Origin of the sequence: Romboutsia faecis (assembly GCF_014323405.1) — a bacterium.
In the GTDB taxonomy this organism is placed as follows: Bacteria; Bacillota; Clostridia; order Peptostreptococcales; family Peptostreptococcaceae; genus Romboutsia_E; species Romboutsia_E faecis.
Genome location: NZ_JACRWE010000004.1, coordinates 124,139 through 141,600 on the forward strand (window position 1 = coordinate 124,139; position 17,462 = coordinate 141,600).

At 30.5% G+C, this 17,462-nt stretch carries 14 protein-coding genes and 1 riboswitch; of the genes, 13 read left to right on the forward strand and 1 reads right to left on the reverse strand.

Annotated elements, in window-relative coordinates; translation table 11 throughout:
* Window positions 1-24: 24 nt before the first annotated feature.
* On the reverse strand, window positions 25-1,023 hold the full coding sequence (locus H8923_RS09825) for an aspartate-semialdehyde dehydrogenase (RefSeq protein WP_153972210.1): 999 nt from the start codon (window positions 1,021-1,023) through the stop codon (window positions 25-27).
* Window positions 1,024-1,149: 126 nt separating this feature from the next.
* Window positions 1,150-1,320: riboswitch (Lysine riboswitch) on the reverse strand.
* A gap of 202 nt (window positions 1,321-1,522) precedes the next feature.
* Between H8923_RS09825 and H8923_RS09830 the strand changes: the two genes are divergently transcribed.
* The 13 genes from H8923_RS09830 (at window position 1,523) to hydA (ending at window position 17,450) form a co-directional block, all read left to right on the forward strand.
* Window positions 1,523-2,716: an L-serine ammonia-lyase gene (locus tag H8923_RS09830; RefSeq protein WP_153972209.1), complete on the forward strand. Its 1,194-nt coding sequence runs from the start codon at window positions 1,523-1,525 to the stop codon at window positions 2,714-2,716.
* Between the two features lie 144 nt (window positions 2,717-2,860).
* Window positions 2,861-3,979, forward strand: coding sequence for an amidohydrolase (locus H8923_RS09835; RefSeq protein ID WP_153972208.1), 1,119 nt, complete (start codon window positions 2,861-2,863; stop codon window positions 3,977-3,979).
* Window positions 3,980-4,051: 72 nt separating this feature from the next.
* Window positions 4,052-4,321, forward strand: a complete 270-nt coding sequence (locus H8923_RS09840) for a small, acid-soluble spore protein, alpha/beta type (protein WP_153972207.1) — start codon at window positions 4,052-4,054, stop codon at window positions 4,319-4,321.
* A complete protein-coding gene (locus H8923_RS09845; RefSeq protein WP_153972206.1) occupies window positions 4,308-5,057 on the forward strand; it encodes a class I SAM-dependent DNA methyltransferase in 750 nt (249 codons plus the stop codon). The genes H8923_RS09840 and H8923_RS09845 overlap by 14 nt, the downstream gene beginning before the upstream one ends.
* Window positions 5,058-5,080: 23 nt before the next feature.
* Entirely contained in the window at window positions 5,081-5,956 is an 876-nt protein-coding gene (hslO, locus tag H8923_RS09850; protein WP_153972205.1) for an Hsp33 family molecular chaperone HslO, read from the forward strand.
* Window positions 5,957-6,130: 174 nt separating this feature from the next.
* A complete protein-coding gene (locus H8923_RS09855; protein WP_153972204.1) occupies window positions 6,131-7,951 on the forward strand; it encodes a sigma-54 interaction domain-containing protein in 1,821 nt (606 codons plus the stop codon).
* Window positions 7,952-8,174: 223 nt separating this feature from the next.
* On the forward strand, window positions 8,175-9,392 hold the full coding sequence (gene dpaL, locus H8923_RS09860) for a diaminopropionate ammonia-lyase (protein ID WP_153972203.1): 1,218 nt from the start codon (window positions 8,175-8,177) through the stop codon (window positions 9,390-9,392).
* Window positions 9,393-9,450: 58 nt separating this feature from the next.
* A complete protein-coding gene (locus H8923_RS09865) occupies window positions 9,451-10,638 on the forward strand; it encodes a YgeY family selenium metabolism-linked hydrolase (RefSeq protein WP_153972202.1) in 1,188 nt (395 codons plus the stop codon).
* A 15-nt stretch (window positions 10,639-10,653) separates the two neighbouring features.
* The gene (locus tag H8923_RS09870; protein ID WP_153972201.1) at window positions 10,654-12,252 is read left to right on the forward strand and encodes an N-acyl-D-amino-acid deacylase family protein; all 1,599 of its coding nucleotides are present in this window, start codon (window positions 10,654-10,656) and stop codon (window positions 12,250-12,252) included.
* Window positions 12,243-13,571, forward strand: a complete 1,329-nt coding sequence (gene ssnA, locus H8923_RS09875; protein WP_153972200.1) for a putative aminohydrolase SsnA — start codon at window positions 12,243-12,245, stop codon at window positions 13,569-13,571. The genes H8923_RS09870 and ssnA overlap by 10 nt, the downstream gene beginning before the upstream one ends.
* 22 nt (window positions 13,572-13,593) lie before the next feature.
* Window positions 13,594-14,937, forward strand: coding sequence for a nucleobase:cation symporter-2 family protein (locus H8923_RS09880; RefSeq protein ID WP_153972199.1), 1,344 nt, complete (start codon window positions 13,594-13,596; stop codon window positions 14,935-14,937).
* Window positions 14,938-14,975: 38 nt separating this feature from the next.
* Window positions 14,976-16,064: a 4Fe-4S dicluster-binding protein gene (locus tag H8923_RS09885; protein WP_153972198.1), complete on the forward strand. Its 1,089-nt coding sequence runs from the start codon at window positions 14,976-14,978 to the stop codon at window positions 16,062-16,064.
* Window positions 16,065-16,076: 12 nt separating this feature from the next.
* A complete protein-coding gene (gene hydA, locus H8923_RS09890; RefSeq protein ID WP_153972197.1) occupies window positions 16,077-17,450 on the forward strand; it encodes a dihydropyrimidinase in 1,374 nt (457 codons plus the stop codon).
* Window positions 17,451-17,462: the final 12 nt, after the last annotated feature.

The following is a 17,462-nucleotide window of genomic DNA, read 5'->3' on the forward strand; positions in this document are numbered from 1 at the left end:
TTTATCCCCCTTAATATAAAAGAATTATACTAGATTATATTTTATTAATAGTTCAGCTATTTGCACTGCATTAGTAGCTGCACCTTTTCTAATGTTATCAGCTACACACCAGAAATTTATTCCATTATCTATACTAAAATCTCTTCTTATTCTTCCAACAAAAACTTCGTCGTTGCCATTAGAATCAATTGTTGTAGGATACTCTAATTTTTCAGGATTATCAATGACTATAATTCCATCTGTATTTTTTAATTCTTCAATAACATTATCAAGTTCAAATGGTTTTTTTAGTTCAACATTTATAGATTCGCTATGGCAGTTTTTAACTGGAACTCTTACAGTAGTAGCAGTAACTTTTATATCGTAATCATTAAATATTTTCATAGTTTCATTAACCATTTTCATTTCTTCCTTCGTATATCCATTTTCAGTAAACACGTCTATATGAGGAAGACAGTTATAAGCGATAGGTTTAGGATAAAATTCGTTAGATTCTCCATTTATACCATTTTCTAAATCTTTTACTCCTTTAACACCAGAACCAGAAACAGCTTGGTATGTAGAGTATACGATTCTTTTTATTTTATATTTTTCTTGAAGTGGTTTTAAAGGAACTACGGCCTGAATAGTAGAACAATTAGGATTTGCAATTATTCCATTATGATCTTTAACTGCTTCTGGATTAACCTCAGGAACTACTAATGGAACTTTAGGATCCATTCTCCAATAGCTTGAATTATCTACAACTAAAACACCTTTAGAAGCTGCAATAGGAGCAAATTTTTCACTTATAGCTCCACCTGCTGAAAATAATGCAATTTGGATATCTCTATCAAAAGAGTTTTCTGTTAATTCTTCAACTACATAATCTTTTCCTGCAAATTTAACTATATTACCAGCTGATTTAGCAGATGAAAATAAATAAAGATTGTCTATTGGAAATTTTCTTTCTTTTAATACCTTTAAAAAAGTTCTACCAACCATACCAGTAGCACCTACTATTGCCACATTTACTTTTTTCATTTTAATCACCCCAATTAATATATATTTACTAAAATCCCATTTAAACACAAAAATAAATTAATTTTATAAAACTATATAAAAAAACGCACAAAGGAATACTTTGTACGTTAGAAAATATATCAAAGTAAACCTTGTAGCCCAACACTTAATATATAAGTGACAGTATTACATATATTTTATGTAATCCCAGAAAATATCTTTGCCAAGATACATCTTCGGCCATAATTCCTTTTTCTAATTATCAACACTTGCCAGTTACAATTAGATACTAATAATTACGGCACCTCTACCTTAGGTTAAGAGGCTATTAAATTTAGTATTATTTTAATAGATAAAATAGAAAAAATCAATAAAAATTTAGAAAATTCAAAATTTAACAATAAAATTCAAAATACTACAATTTTAAAAATTTTCATAATAAATATACCTAATCATATTACAAAAAAGTTATAATTATGTTAGAGGAAAATGTTATCTATAATAAAAAGGGGGAAGTTTTATGGATACTCTAAAAGAATTATTTAAAATTGGGTGTGGACCTTCAAGTTCACATACTATGGGTCCACAAAGAGCAGCAAAAAAATTTAAAGATAAAAATTTAAATGCAAATAGTTATAAAGTTAGATTATATGGTAGTTTAGCAGCAACAGGTGAAGGACACTTAACAGACTATATAATCAAAAAGACTTTGGAACCAAAAGAAGTTGAAATAATTTGGGAACCAGAAACAATAAAAGAATTTCATCCAAATGGAGCAACGTTTATAGCGTTGGATGAAAATAAAAATGTAATTGATGAATATACGGTATTTTCTGTAGGTGGAGGAACAATAAAAGAAGAAGATGAAGAAATATCTAAAGAAGGACAAACATATCCGCTTACTACAATGGATGAAATAATGAAGTGGTGCAAAGAATATAATAAAACATTACTAGACTATGTGTTAGAGCATGAAGATGAAGATATATTAGATTATATAGAAAGTATCAAAAAAGCCATGAGAAAATCTATAAATGAAGGATTAGAGGCTACAGATTTGATACCAGGAAAATTGTTATTAAAAAGAAGAGCTAAAGATTTTTATAATAAATATTTAGAAAGTGAAAAATTTACTACAATGTTATTTTCTTATGCATTAGCTGTATCAGAACAAAATGCATCAGGGAACATAATAGTAACAGCTCCAACTTGTGGGTCAGCAGGTGTTATACCAGGGGTACTTTTAAGTTTGCAAGATCATAGCGGATATAGTGAAAGACAAATAAATGAAGCACTATTAGTCGGTGGATTAATAGGTAACATAATTAAACATAATGCATCTATTTCAGGTGCAGAAGTTGGATGCCAAGGAGAAGTGGGAGCAGCTTGTTCAATGGCAGCTGCAGCTATTACATATCTTAAAGGAGGAACAACTGAGCAAATAGAATATGCAGCAGAAATAGCATTAGAACATCACTTAGGGATGACTTGTGACCCTGTGTATGGATATGTTCAAATTCCTTGTATAGAAAGAAATGCAATAGGAGCAGAGAGGGCTTTAGATTCTGCCAACTATGCACTATTAACTGACGGAACTCATTTTATATCTTTAGATCAAGTTATTCAAACTATGAAAGAAACCGGGATAGATATGATGGATAAATATAAAGAAACAGCTAAAGGTGGATTAGCAAAGCATTTCTTCTCCTGTTAGTATTAATTATTAATATACATAATTATATTTGTATTTATTAACAATAAAAATTAATATATAATATATTTTGAATATTTCAACATTGATAAAATATACTATATTTTATACAAAGATAATTTATTTACTTAGGGGAGGCAAATAATAATGAGAGATATAGAATACTTATTTGATCAGCTTAAAAATCATAGATGCGAACTACATAATATAGGTGAGGTTGGTAGAAAAGAATATAAAACTTCTCAGTATATAAGAGATTATCTAGATAAATTAGGGATAGAGTATAAAGTTTATTTGGAGACTGGAACAGTTGGAGTTATAAAAGGTCATAATCCTAAAAAAACTATTGCATTTAGATCAGATATAGATGCTTTAAGTACAGATAAGGGCGTTGAACATTTATGTGGTCATGATGGTCATATGAGTATACTATTAGGTCTGATAGAGTATTTAAATGATACTAAGGATTCATTAAATGATAATATTGTATTTATATTTCAACCAGCAGAAGAGGCACCTGGAGGAGCTGAAGAATTAGTTAAATTAGGTGTTTTAAAAGATTATGATGTAGATGAAATATATGGACTTCATATATATCCAGAGATACCAGAAGGATATGTAGGTGTTAGAGATGGTTATTTTCTAGCACAAGCAGGAGAAGTTGATATAGACGTAGTTGCAAAAAGTGCTCATGGTGCTATGCCTCAAAATGGAATTGATGCTATAGTAATAGCATCTAATATTATAAATAGTTTACAGACTATAGTATCTAGAAATATAAGCCCTATAGATAACGCAGTAGTAACCATAGGTAAAATGACTTCAGGTACTGTAAGAAATATAATTGCAGAGAATGCAAGATTAGAAGGCACAATAAGAACATTTAACCCAAAAACTTATGAACTGATGAAAAAAAGAATAAAAGAAATTATTTTAGGATATGAGCAAGTTTATGATTGTAAAATAAATCTAGAAATAAGAGATTTTTATCCGTCTGTAAATAATGATAAAAGACTATATGATGAATTTTTAAATATAGTAGAAAGTGATAAGATTATCAGATTAGATCCGCTAATGGTATCGGAGGATTTTTCTTACTACCAAAAAGAAGTCCCAGGATTATTCTTTATGCTTGGTTCTAGAAATGAAGAAAAAGGATATATAAATGGTCTTCATAATGCAAAATTTAATTTTGATGAAAATATATTTTTAAATGCTTTAGATATATATATAAAATTATTAAAATACAAAAATTCAATAGATTAAAAAATTACACCCCTTATTTTTTGTATAAATTTTACGCAGATGATAAAAATACAGAAAAGAAGGGGTGTTTTTATGGATAATAATAAATTAACAAAAGAACTAATAGAAAAGTGTGAAAAAACTAAAAAAGGAGCTACTAAAAAGCAAAAACCATTGACAAATGATGATATAATGAAATATGAGATAGCATCAGAGCTAGGCTTAATAGATAAGGTTAGTGAAAGAGGATGGTCTGGTTTGACAGCAAAAGAAGCAGGTAGAATTGGCGGAATGCTTACATCACGAAAAAAGAAAATGAAGAAGATGATGGAGGACAAAAATAAAGAGGATGAATCAGTATAAAGATTTTGCATTTGTCTATGATGAACTTATGAATGAAGTTGACTATGACGGATGGGTTGACTATATAGAGAATATAATAAAGAATGAAGAAACTCAGGTTAAAAATATATTAGAACTAGCTTGTGGAACAGGTAATTTAACTATACCTCTTACTAAGAAAAATTATGATATAGCTGGAATAGATATATCGGAAGAGATGCTTAGTGTGGCTAGAGAAAAAGGTGAAGAAGAAGGCGTAGAGTTAGTATTACTTCAGCAAGATATAGCAGAACTAGATTTCGATATTCCAAATCTAGATTGTATATTATGTGCTTGCGATGGGTTTAATTACATAACATATGACGAAGATTTAGAAAATGTATTTGCTAAATCACATGAGTTACTAAAAGAAGATGGATTATTCATATTCGATATAAGTTCATACTATAAATTATCGACTATATTAGGTAACAATATGTATGGTGAAAATAGAGAAGATATAGCTTATATGTGGCAAAATTACTTTGATGGAGAAGATAATTTAGTTGAGATGGAATTAGCATTCTTTATAAGAGATGAAGAAGATGAGAGGTTTGACAGATTTGAAGAAACTCACTTACAAAGAGCCTATAAAGAAGAAGAAATAATAAACTTACTTAAAAAAGTAGGATTTAATAAAATTAAGACATATGGAGATTTTACTTTTGAAAGTCCTAAAGATGACAGCGAAAGAATATTCTTTGTATGTAAAAAATAATTAGGATTTATCGGAGGAATACAATGAAAGACTATGTAATAAGAGCAACAGCAGGAGATGGACAGATAAGAGCATTCGTAGCTACTACTAGAAATTTAGTTGAGGAAGCTAGAAGTTTACATGAAACAACTAAGGTTGCAACAGCAGCATTAGGGAGAACATTAACAGCTACATCTATGATGGGGTTAATGATGAAAAATGAAAATGATAAGATAACAGTTATAATAAAAGGTGGCGGACCAATAGGGACGATATTAGTTACATCTGATTCTAAAGGAAATGTTAAAGGATACGTAACAAATTCAAATGTAGAAGTAGAAAACTATCCAAATGGAAAATTAAACGTAGCAGGAGCTGTAGGAACGCAAGGTCATGTTAAAGTTATAAAAGATATAGGACTTAGAGAACCATATAATGGATCATATCCATTAGTTAGTGGAGAAATTGCAGAAGACTTTACTCACTATTTTGCATTATCAGAACAAACTCCATCAGTAGTATCATTAGGAGTTCTTACAAGAGCAGATGAAGTTGAACATGCAGGAGGATTTATAGTTCAATTAATGCCAGATGCTCAGGAAGAAAATATAGCTAAATTAGAGCAAAATATAGGAAAATTATCTTCTATAACTAATATGTTAAAGGATGGTAATACTCCAGAAGATATATTAAATATAGTATTAGATGGTTTAAATCCCAAAATATTAGATACATGCGAAGTAAAATTTGAATGTGAGTGTTCAAAAGAAAAGGTTAAAAATGCCTTAGTTGCTATAGGAAAAAATGCTTTAGCTGAAATTATAGAAGAAGATAAAAAAGCAGAGGTTGGATGCCAATTCTGTAACAGAAAATATAATTATACAGAAGAAGAACTGATAGAAGTATTAGAAAACATGTAGATATATGTAATAAATCAGTTATTAAAATAATAGGTGTATCTCAAAATAAAAGTAATAACATTATTGATATTATTCATTTTATTTTGGGGTAGACCTACTTTTATATATTATTTAAAATAATATATAAGAAAATAATTCTATAATATAATTCATAGTGTCACAGGGGGATAGATTATGGATAGTAAGTTAAAACCATTTCAAAGTTATTTAGATAAACATACACACATTATATCTAGTGTATTGAATATAGATATTGAAATAGTGGATGATAAATTAATTAGGCTTAATGGTACTGGAGTATATAAAAGTAAGATTAATGAAAGCGTTATTTCGGAGGGGAATATATATAGTCAAGTTCTTGAAACTGGTAGAGAATTAGTTGTGTTAGATATGCAGAATAATGATATTTGTAGAGATTGTGACAATTATGAGAAATGTTTAAACAAAGTTATTATAGCAGTACCTATAAAATACAAAAATCAAACACTAGGGGTTATAGGAGCAATAAGTACTGATCCTCAAAAAAAGAAAGATATAACAGAAAAAATAGATTCATATCTTCCATTTATAGAAAATATTTGTGATTTAATATCTATGAAAATAGATGAATCTGAAATAAATAAAAATAATGATAAAAAAATTAAATTATTTCATGAAATAATAAATAATTTAGAAAAAGGGGTAGTTATATTAGATATACAAAATAAAATATCATATGTTAATAATATAGCTCAAATATCACTGAATTTAAGCAATAGTTCAATAGGGGAAGATTTAAAAATAGTTAACTATGAAAAGTCTACTAATAGTAAAGAAATCATTAATATAGAAATAAATAAACACATTTACACTATGACAGCAAAAATATTACCAGTGTATCCTTATATAAAAGAATATGATAAGATTATTATATTTGATAAGGTAATCAATGAAAAAAGTGATGTTGAAAATCTTATTGATAATGGATGGGGCATATATAAAAGTGACTCTATAATAGGAAATTCTGATGCAATGTGTAAGGTAAAAAATAGGATAAAAAAATTAGCTAAATCTAACTCTACAGTTTTAATTACTGGAGAGAGTGGGACTGGAAAAGAACTTATCGCAAGAGCAATACATGCACAAGGGAACAGAAGTAAAAATCCTTTTATAGCTATAAACTGTGCAGCAATACCAGAAAATTTACTCGAAAGTGAACTTTTTGGTTATGTAAAAGGTGCATTTAGTGGAGCAAGTAACAGTGGGAAAATAGGAAAATTTGAATTAGCAAATGAAGGTGTTATATTTTTAGATGAAATAGGAGATTTATCATTTCATTTACAAGCTAAATTACTAAGAGTTTTACAGGAGAGGAAATTTGCAAGGGTAGGTTCTAATAAGCTTATAGACCTAGATATTAAGGTTATTTCTGCAACCAATAAAGACCTTTTAAAGTTAGTCAATGAAGGGAAGTATAGAGAAGATTTATATTATAGGCTAAATGTAATTCCAATAAATCTGCCACCATTAAGAGAGAGAAAAGAGGATATTAATGAAATAATGGAATCCTTCATAAATAAATACTCAATAGAACTTGGTATCTTAGATATAAAGATTGAAGAAAAAGTTATTAAAATGTTGAATAATTATAATTGGCCGGGAAATATTAGAGAATTAGAAAACGCAGTAGAGTATATGATGAATTTAGTAGGAGAAGATGGAATAATAGTTGAAGATATGCTTCCTATAGACATATTAAATTATTATAATAAAAAAAATTATACAATAACTTCATATAGAAGAGAAGAGTACATAAGTAATCAAAATAATAGTTATAATATAGAAGAATTTATAAGTGATGGAAAACAGGATATACTTTCTCTTAAGGATTTAGAATTATTATATATTAATAAGATATTAGATAGATTTGGAAGAGATACGAAAAGTAAAAAGGAAATAGCTAAGAGACTAGGAATTGGTCTAGCCACTTTATACAGAAAGCTTGATGAAAAATAAAATAAGAAATTCTCAAAAATAATTCTCATATTGGGAAAATTTCCTAATATGAGAATTATTTTTTTTGTTTTTTAAAAGTAAAAGTTTAATATTAAATCATAGAAGTAATCTCAGATGTGTAATCACAAGGAATACAATTTATTTATTTTAAAAAATCAATTTTGGCACAGGAATTGCTTTATAAAATAGTATAACTTATAAAAAATTCAAAAGGAGAAATAATATGGATCAAATAAAATGGAAATTAAATACACTGCCAAAAGCAGATGATAATGAAAAACAAAAGGGGATAGAGTTTTTAAGAGATAAAGAAATATCAAAAGTTAAAGGATTTCATGAAAGTATTCCTCAGTATGAAAGAACTCCATTAGTTAAATTAGAGAACCTAGCTAAAATGTTAGGTGTAGAAGGTGTTTACTTAAAAGATGAATCATATAGATTTGGATTAAATGCATTTAAAGTTCTTGGAGGATCTTTTGCAATGGCTAAATATATGGCTGATAAATTAGGAAAAGATATATCGGAACTTCCATATGAGAAATTAATATCTGATGAAGTAAGAAATGAATTAGGGGATATAACATTCTTTACTGCAACAGATGGTAACCATGGTAGAGGGGTAGCATGGACTGCAAATAAATTAAAGCAAAAATCTGTAGTGTATATGCCAAAAGGATCATCACTAATAAGATTAAATAATATAAAAGCTGAAGGTGCCAAAGCTAGTATAACTGAGTTAAACTATGATGATGCTGTAAGACTTGCAACTGAAGATGCAGCAAAAGTAGGAGGACTTGTAGTTCAAGATACAGCTTGGGAAGGTTATGAAGATATTCCAGCATGGATAATGCAAGGATATGGAACTATGGCCAAAGAAGCTGTGGAGCAATTATCTGAATATGGAGTAGAAAGACCTACTCATGTATTTATTCAAGCAGGTGTTGGTTCTTTAGCAGGAGCTGTTCAAGGGTATATGGCAGCTAAATTTGAAGATTGTCCAATAACAGTAGTGGTTGAAGCAGATAAAGCTGATTGCTTCTATAAATCTGCAGAAGCAGGAGATGGAAAGCCAAGATTTGTAGGTGGAGATATGCAAACTATAATGGCTGGTCTTGCTTGTGGAGAACCAAATACAATTGGGTTTGAAATATTAAAGAACTACTCTGAAGCTTTTATATCTGCACCAGATTGGGTTTCTGCAAAAGGTATGAGAATATTAGGAAATCCATTAGTAGGAGATAAAAGAGTAATTTCGGGAGAATCTGGAGCAGTTACTACAGGTACATTAGTATCTATAATGCAAGATGAAAGTTTATCTGAGTTAAGAAAAGCATTAAAATTAGATAAAAATTCAAAAGTATTATTAATAAGTACAGAAGGAGATACAGATCCAGATAAATATAGAAGCATAGTTTGGGATGGAGAATGTCCAAGTGTATAAGTTGATTCTTATAAGATAATTTTAGATTATAAATAAAAAATTTTAGGGGGATCCATAAATGTTAAATGAAATAAGAAAACAAGAATTAATAGAATTATGTCAAGACTTAGTAAGAAACTCAAGCTATTCAGGTAAAGAAGAAAATGTAGTAAAAGCAATAGAAAAGAATTTTGAAAAATTAGGTTTTGATAGCTGGTTTAGAGATGAGTATGGAAACATAATAGGATGCATAAAAGGAAATAAACCAGGTAAGAAGATTTTATTCGATGGTCATATAGATACAGTTCCAGTTCCTGATGAAAGTAAATGGAGTGTACCACCTTTTGAAGGGTTAATAAAGGACGGAAAAATATATGGAAGAGGAACTTCTGATATGAAAGGTCAGCTAAGTGCAATGATGGCTGCTGTTTCATACTTTGCAAAAGATACAAACAAGGATTTTGAAGGAGAACTTTACGTAGCAGGTGTTGTACATGAAGAGTTATTCGAAGGAATAGCTTCTAGAAAAATTAGTGAAGCTGTAAAACCTGATTATGTTGTAATAGGAGAATCTTCAGAATTAAATTTAAAAATAGGTCAAAGAGGTAGAGGCGAAATAGTAGTAGAAACTTTCGGAAAGCCTGCTCATTCAGCTAATCCTCATAAGGGAATAAATGCAGTTTATAAAATGAGTAAGATAATAGAGAAAATACAAGAATTAGTACCACCAACTCATCCAGTATTAGGAGAAGGTATATTAGTCTTAACAGATATAAAATCATCTCCATATCCAGGAGCATCAGTAGTACCTGATTATTGTAAAGCAACTTTTGATAGAAGGTTATTAGTTGGGGAAACAAAGGAAGATGTTATAGCACCGATAAAAGAATTAATATATGAAATGATGAAAGAAGATAAAGAATTAAATGTAAAAGTATCTTACGCTATAGGTAAAGAAATGTGTTATACAGGAAATGTAATAGAAGGAGAGAGATTCTTCCCAGGTTGGTTATACGATGAAAATGATGAGTTTGTTCAAGCTGCATATAAAGGTTTAAAAAAAGCAGGAATAAATCCAGAAATAACTCAGTACTCGTTCTGTACAAATGGTAGTCACTATGCAGGTGAAGCGGGAATAAAAACTATAGGTTTTGGACCTTCTAGAGAAAATTTAGCTCATACAATAGATGAGTATATAGAAATAGATCAATTAGCAATAGGATCTAAAGGATATTATGAGATACTAAAATCAGTTTATAAAAAATAATTGGGAGATGGTTTTTTGAGAACTTTAATAAAACATGGACTTATAGTTGATGGAAATAAAACTAAAGCATTTAAAGGAGATTTATTAATTGAAGATGATAGAATAACTAAAATATCATCAGAAATAAATGAAGATGTAGATAGAATAATAGATGCAAGAGATAGAGTAGTTTGTCCAGGTTTCATCGATACTCATAGCCATTCAGATTTAATGATTCTAGTTAATCCATATAATGAAGTTAAAATTAGACAAGGAATAACAACGGAAGTATTGGGGCAGGATGGAATTTCTATGGCCCCACTTCCAAAGGATCATATATCTCCTTGGAGAAAGAATCTAGCAGGTTTAGATGGTGAGAGTGATGATATTAACTGGGAGTATGAAACTACAGATAATTATCTATCTATGATGGAGGATAATGGAGTAGGATTAAATGAAACTTACTTAGTTCCTCATGGAAATATCAGAATGGAAGCAATGGGACTTGAAGATAGACCAGCTACTAAAGAAGAAATTCAAAAAATGTGCGAAATAACAGAAAGAGAGTTAAAGGCAGGAGCAATAGGGTTATCTACAGGACTTATATATATACCATGTGCTTATTCATTGACTGAAGAAATGATAGAAATATGCAAGGTAGTAGCTAAGCATGATGGTGTGTTTGTAGTACATCAAAGAAGTGAAGCGGATACTATAATAAGTTCTATGGAAGAAATAATAGAAATAGGTAAAAAATCAGGTGTAAAGGTTCACTTCTCACATTTTAAAGTATGTGGAAAAGATAACTGGAAGTACATACCTGAAGTTATTAAATTATTAGAAAAAGCAAAATCAGAAGGTATAAATGTTTCTTTTGACCAATACCCATACGCAGCAGGAAGTACAATGCTTGGGGTTGTTTTACCTCCATGGGCTCATTCTGGTGGAACAGATAAATTATTAGAAAGATTACAAGATGAGAAGCAAAGGCAAAAAATGAAAGATGATATAGCAAATGGCATTGAAGGCTGGGATAATTTTATACAGTTTGCAGGTATAGATCAAATTTTTGTAACTAGTGTTAAAAATAAAAAAAATGAGTTTGCAATAGGGAAAAGTTTATTAGAGTTAGGTGAAATAAGAGGAATCGATCCATTAGATGCCACATTTGATTTGTTATTAGAAGAAGAAAATGCAGTCGGAATGGTAGATTTTTATGGATTAGAAGAACATATTATAGGATTTATGAAAAGAGAAGAACAAAATGTATGTACAGATGGACTTTTAGCAGGTAAGCCTCATCCAAGAGCATATGGTTCTTTTCCTAAGATATTAGGTAGATATGTAAGAGAATTAGGTGTATTAGAGCTTGAAGAAGCTGTTAGTAAAATGACTAAAAAGGCAGCAATTAGTTTTGGAATAAAGGATCGAGGAGAGCTAAAAGAGGGATATTATGCGGACGTAGTAATATTTGATAAGGATACTGTAAGTGGATGTGACGATTTTATAAACTCTATGCAATATCCAACAGGTATAGATTATGTAATTATAAATGGAAACTGCGTAATAGAAGAAGGAAACTATAAGCATATTAAAGCAGGTAAAGTTTTAAGGGGGAATAATCTATGTTATTAGTTGGAAATGGTAGATTAGTAACTCACGATAGTCTAAATCCTTTTATGGAAGATGGATGCGTAGTTATTAATGAAAATATAATAGAAGATTTAGGAACAACATCAGAAATGAAAGCTAAGTACTCTGATTATGAATACTTAGATGCTCAAAGAAAGGTTATAATGCCAGGACTTATAAATTCTCATATGCACATATATAGTTCATTTGCTAGAGGTATGGCAGTACCAGGCAAACCATCAGAAAACTTTATGGAGATATTAGATAATCTATGGTGGAGGTTGGATAAAAAACTTACATTAGAAGATACAAAGTACAGTGCTTATGCAACTTATACTGAATGTATTAAAAATGGTGTAACAACAGTATTTGATCATCATGCAAGCCCACATTCAATAGAAGGAAGTCTATTTACTATAAATGATGTGGCTAGAGAACTTGGAATTAGAACTTGTCTTTGTTATGAAGTATCAGATAGAGACGGAAAAATAATAGCTGATCATGGCATTGAGGAAAACGTTAAATTTATAAAATATGCTATGAAAGATAATAGTGATATGTTTAAAGGTATGTTTGGACTTCATGCAGCATTTACCCTATCAGATGAAACTTTAGATAAGTGTGCTAAGGAAATGGCAGGATTAGATACTGGGTACCATGTTCATACGGCAGAAGGCATAGATGACTTAAAATATAACTTAAAGAAATACGGAAAAAGAGTAGTTCAAAGATTACATGATTTTGATGTACTAGGTAATAAAACAATAGCAGTTCACTGTATACATGTAAATTCTGCAGAAATGAGTTTGCTTAAAGATACTAATACTTTTGTAGTTCACAATCCAGAATCAAATATGGGAAATGCAGTTGGATGTTCTCCAGTAATAGAGTTATTAGATAGAGGGATTACTGTTGGATTAGGAACTGATGGATATACAAGTGATATGTTTGAATCTTTAAAAGTTGCAAATATAATACACAAGCATCATTTATGTGATCCTAGATTTGGATTTATGGAAAGCCAAAAGATGTTAATAGAGAATAATCAAAAAATCACTAAAGCTTACTTTAAAAATGATTTAGGGATAATAAGAAAAGGTGCATATGCAGATATAATAATTGCTGATTATATACCTCATACTCCGATGAATGAGAATACATTAGGTGGACATATGATATTTGGCTTAAGTGGAAGATGTGTAGATACAACCATTATTAATGGGAAAGTTGTAATGAAGGATAGGGTGTTAGTAAATATTGATGAAAGTGAAATACTTTCAAAATCAAGAGAAGTATCTAAAGAATTATGGAATAGAATTTAACTGTTGATTGGAGATAAGTGAAATGAGTGAGGGCCAAGTTAGAAATGTTAGTAAGGCAAGTGACTCAGAGAATATTTTAACTAATTCGAAGGCATTTATTTATGGGTTACAGCATGTATTTGGTATGTGTGCAGGGATATTAGCAGTACCCATAATGATAGGAAATGAAGCTAAGGTTACAAGTACTGAGATGATGATACTTATAAGTGCGACACTTTTTGTATCTGGAATAGCAACATTAATTCAAAGTATTGGATTTAAAGAATTTATAGGAGTAAGAATGCCCCTTATGCTAGGGGCAAGTGCAAATCCTACTTCTACTATGCTTGTTATAGTTGCATCTACTTCAATTGGAGAAGGTAAAGCACTTAGTATAATATTTACCTCAACGATAATTGCAGGTTTATTCTGTTTTTTAATCGCACCGATTTTTAGCAAGCTACTAAGATTTTTCCCTAAAATAGTTACAGGAACAATAATTACTTTAATGGGGATATATTTAATTCCTATAGCAGTTAGATGGTGCGCAGGAGGTGTTACGACTGCTCCTGATTATAGAAGTGTTGAAAATATAATTCTTTCATTTATTGTTTTACTGATAATAGTGGCTCTAAATAAATGGGGTGGGAAAACATTAGGTAGTATGGCAATACTTATTGGGATAATACTTGGAACTATTATATCAATAAGTATTGGTAAATTTGATTTTACAATGGTCAATTCAGCAGGGATATTATCTATTCCAAAGCCATTCTTCTTTGGAGCACCTGTGTTTGATATACCCGCGATTGTATCTATGATAGTTGTAATGTTCATTATGATGATTGCTTCAACTGGAAACACTGTTGCAATTCACGATATATTTGGAGAAGATGTAACTGAAAAGAAGGTTACAAAAGCATTAAGAACAGATGGATTATCTTGTATGATAGCAGGAATATTTAATACATTCCCTCAAGCACCTTGCGCTCAGAACTTAGGTATAGCAAATATGATAGGTATAAAGGGAACAAAAATAACTATAATGGCAGGGATAATATTACTTATTCTAGGTATTATACCGAAATTTGCAGCTATAATAGCATCAATACCGTACCCAGTGCTAGGTGGAGCAGGTCTTGTAATGTTTGGGATGATAATATCAGCAGGGATTAATAGTATAAAACAAGTAGAATTTAATGGAACTAAAAATGGTTTTATATTTTGTGTAAGTATAGCAGTAGCGATGATTCCCATAGCAGTTCCAGATTTTTATGCGAACTTTCCACAAGGAGTTATTCAAACAATTTTAAGTAGTGGGATAACAAGCGGTAGTATATGTGCAATAGTATTAAATCTGATTTTTAACTATAAAGATGTGAAATAAGATAAAGCATTAAATAAATAATTTAGGGGGATGCAAAAATGGCAAATTTAAAAGTTAATATATATGGAATGGAATTCAGTAACCCGGTAATGACAGCAGCAGGACCAGGAGCAAAAGATGGAGATTTATGTATAGAAGCAGTAAAAGGTGGAGCTGGAGGATTATGTACAAAAACTATATCTGTACTTCCTGCAGATGTACCTAGACCATGTATGGGACTTACAAATAGTGGATTTTTAAATACTGAATTATGGTCAGAATTACCAAAAGAGCAATGGATAAAAGAAGAATATCAAAAAGCTAAAAGTGCTGGAGTTCCAGTAATAGTAAGTATGGGTTATACAGCAGATGATATAGAAAAGGTTGCACCACTTGTAAAGCCTTATGCTGATGCAGTTGAATTATCAACTCACTATGTTGGAACAGATGTAGCTCCAATAGTAAATGCATTAAAAGCTGCCAAATCTGCTTTAGATTGTCCAGTATTTATGAAGATGAGTCCACACACAGATATCCAAACAATAGCTAAGGCTGTTGAAGAAGCAGGTGCAGATGGTCTTGTAATGATAAACTCATTTGGACCATGCATGGCTATAGATGTAAATACAGGATACCCAATAATGGGAAGTAAAACAGGATACGGATGGTTATCAGGAGCTCCAATAAGGCCATTAGCAATAAGATGTATATATGAAGCTTCTCAAGTTGTGAATATTCCAATAATAGGAGTTGGAGGTGTTACTTGTGGAAGAGATGTTGCAGAAATGATGATGGCAGGAGCAAGCGCAGTTCAAGTCTGTACAGAAGCAATACTTAGAGGTCCAGGAGTATACGGAAAAATAGCTAAGGAATTAAATGAGTTTTTAGATGAACATGGATATTCAGATGTAAATGAGATAAAAGGATTAGCTCATAAGAAAGTTGATGAAAGGGAATTTAGAACTCACACTGTAGTACCGAAAGTAGACCAAGATAAGTGTATAAAATGTAAGAAGTGCAAGGCAAGCTGTGTTTATGAGGCAATAGAGGTTGGTGAAACTTTAGAAATAGATAAAGATAAGTGTTTTGGGTGTGGATTATGTGTAACAAGATGTCCAAAAGGCGCATTAACAATAAGCTATAAATAAGGTGGAGATTATATGAGTCTAATATTAAAGGGTGGAAAAATAGTAAGTTATAAGATAACTTATTTTTCAGATATAAAAGTAGACGGTGAAAAAATTGTTGAGATAGGAGAAAATCTAGAATCTAAGGATTGTGAGATTGTTGATGTAAGTGGATCTTACATAATTCCAGGAGGAGTAGATACTCATACCCATTTTGATTTAGATACAGGTACAACTATAACGGCAGATGATTTTATATCAGGTACAAAAGCAGCTATAGCAGGAGGAACAACTACTATATTAGACTTTGCAACTCAAAGTAAAGGTAAGTCATTAAAGGCAGGTTTAGAAGAGTGGCATCATAAGGCACGTAATAAAGCTTACTGTGATTATGGATTCCATATGGCAATCACAGACTGGAGTGATTCAGTCTGTGATGAGATGGATGAGATGATAAAACAAGGGGTGTCTTCATTTAAATTATATATGGCTTATAAAGGTACACTTCAAGTTGATGATAGCGTTATTTACAAGGCTCTAGAAAAATCAAAAAATATAGGCGCAATAATAGGGTTTCATTGTGAAAATGGGGATCTTGTTTGTGAACTTGTGGATAAGAATTTAAAAGAAAATCATATATCTCCACAATATCATGCAGCTTCAAGACCTCCAATGCTAGAAGCAGAGGCAACATCAAGACTTATGAAAATAGCAGAGATTACAAAATCAAAAGTTTGTGTAGTACATTTAAGTTGTAAAGAGTCATTAGATGAAGTTCTTAAGGCTAAAGAGAGAGGAGTAGATGTAGTAGTTGAAACTTGTCCACAATATTTACTTTTAAATGAAGATAAATATAAGTTAGAAGGATTCGAAGGAGCTAAATATGTGATGTCACCTCCACTTAGAAATGTAAAAAACAATGATATATTGTGGAAGGCTCTAGAACAAAACCAAATAGATACAATAGGAACAGATCATTGTTCATTTAATTATAAAAAACAAAAAGAGCTTGGAATGGAGGATTTTAGCAAAATACCAAATGGAGCACCTGGGGTAGAACATAGAGTAGGGCTTTTATACACATACGGAGTATCCACAAATAAAATTTCTATCAACAGAATGGTAGAACTTTTATCTACTAATCCAGCTAAAATATATGGACTTTATCCACAAAAAGGAGCTATAGAGGTCGGAAGTGATGCAGATTTAGTAGTGCTAAATCCTAATAAAACTAAGGTAATAAAGGCAGAGGATCAAGTTCAAAATGTAGATTATACACCTTATGAAAATTATAGACTAAATTGTGAAATAGAAAGAGTTTATTTAAGAGGAAAAGAAGTTAGCAGAAATGGAAAGGTTATTGATAATTTTCCAACAGGAAAATATTTAAAGAGGTCATCTAATTAAGGGGGATAACTT

Excerpts from the sequence above, each read along its gene's own strand:
- dpaL (WP_153972203.1), top strand. The coding sequence starts at position 8,175 with ATGGATCAAATAAAATGGAAATTAAATACACTGCCAAAAGCAGATGAT.
- ssnA (WP_153972200.1), top strand. The coding sequence starts at position 12,243 with ATGTTATTAGTTGGAAATGGTAGATTAGTAACTCACGATAGTCTAAAT.
- hslO (WP_153972205.1), top strand. The coding sequence starts at position 5,081 with ATGAAAGACTATGTAATAAGAGCAACAGCAGGAGATGGACAGATAAGA.
- H8923_RS09830 (WP_153972209.1), top strand. The coding sequence starts at position 1,523 with ATGGATACTCTAAAAGAATTATTTAAAATTGGGTGTGGACCTTCAAGT.
- H8923_RS09880 (WP_153972199.1), top strand. The coding sequence starts at position 13,594 with ATGAGTGAGGGCCAAGTTAGAAATGTTAGTAAGGCAAGTGACTCAGAG.
- H8923_RS09835 (WP_153972208.1), top strand. The coding sequence starts at position 2,861 with ATGAGAGATATAGAATACTTATTTGATCAGCTTAAAAATCATAGATGC.
- hydA (WP_153972197.1), top strand. The coding sequence starts at position 16,077 with ATGAGTCTAATATTAAAGGGTGGAAAAATAGTAAGTTATAAGATAACT.
- H8923_RS09865 (WP_153972202.1), top strand. The coding sequence starts at position 9,451 with ATGTTAAATGAAATAAGAAAACAAGAATTAATAGAATTATGTCAAGAC.
- H8923_RS09825 (WP_153972210.1), bottom strand. The coding sequence starts at position 1,023 with ATGAAAAAAGTAAATGTGGCAATAGTAGGTGCTACTGGTATGGTTGGT.
- H8923_RS09855 (WP_153972204.1), top strand. The coding sequence starts at position 6,131 with ATGGATAGTAAGTTAAAACCATTTCAAAGTTATTTAGATAAACATACA.
- H8923_RS09885 (WP_153972198.1), top strand. The coding sequence starts at position 14,976 with ATGGCAAATTTAAAAGTTAATATATATGGAATGGAATTCAGTAACCCG.
- H8923_RS09840 (WP_153972207.1), top strand. The coding sequence starts at position 4,052 with ATGGATAATAATAAATTAACAAAAGAACTAATAGAAAAGTGTGAAAAA.
- H8923_RS09845 (WP_153972206.1), top strand. The coding sequence starts at position 4,308 with ATGAATCAGTATAAAGATTTTGCATTTGTCTATGATGAACTTATGAAT.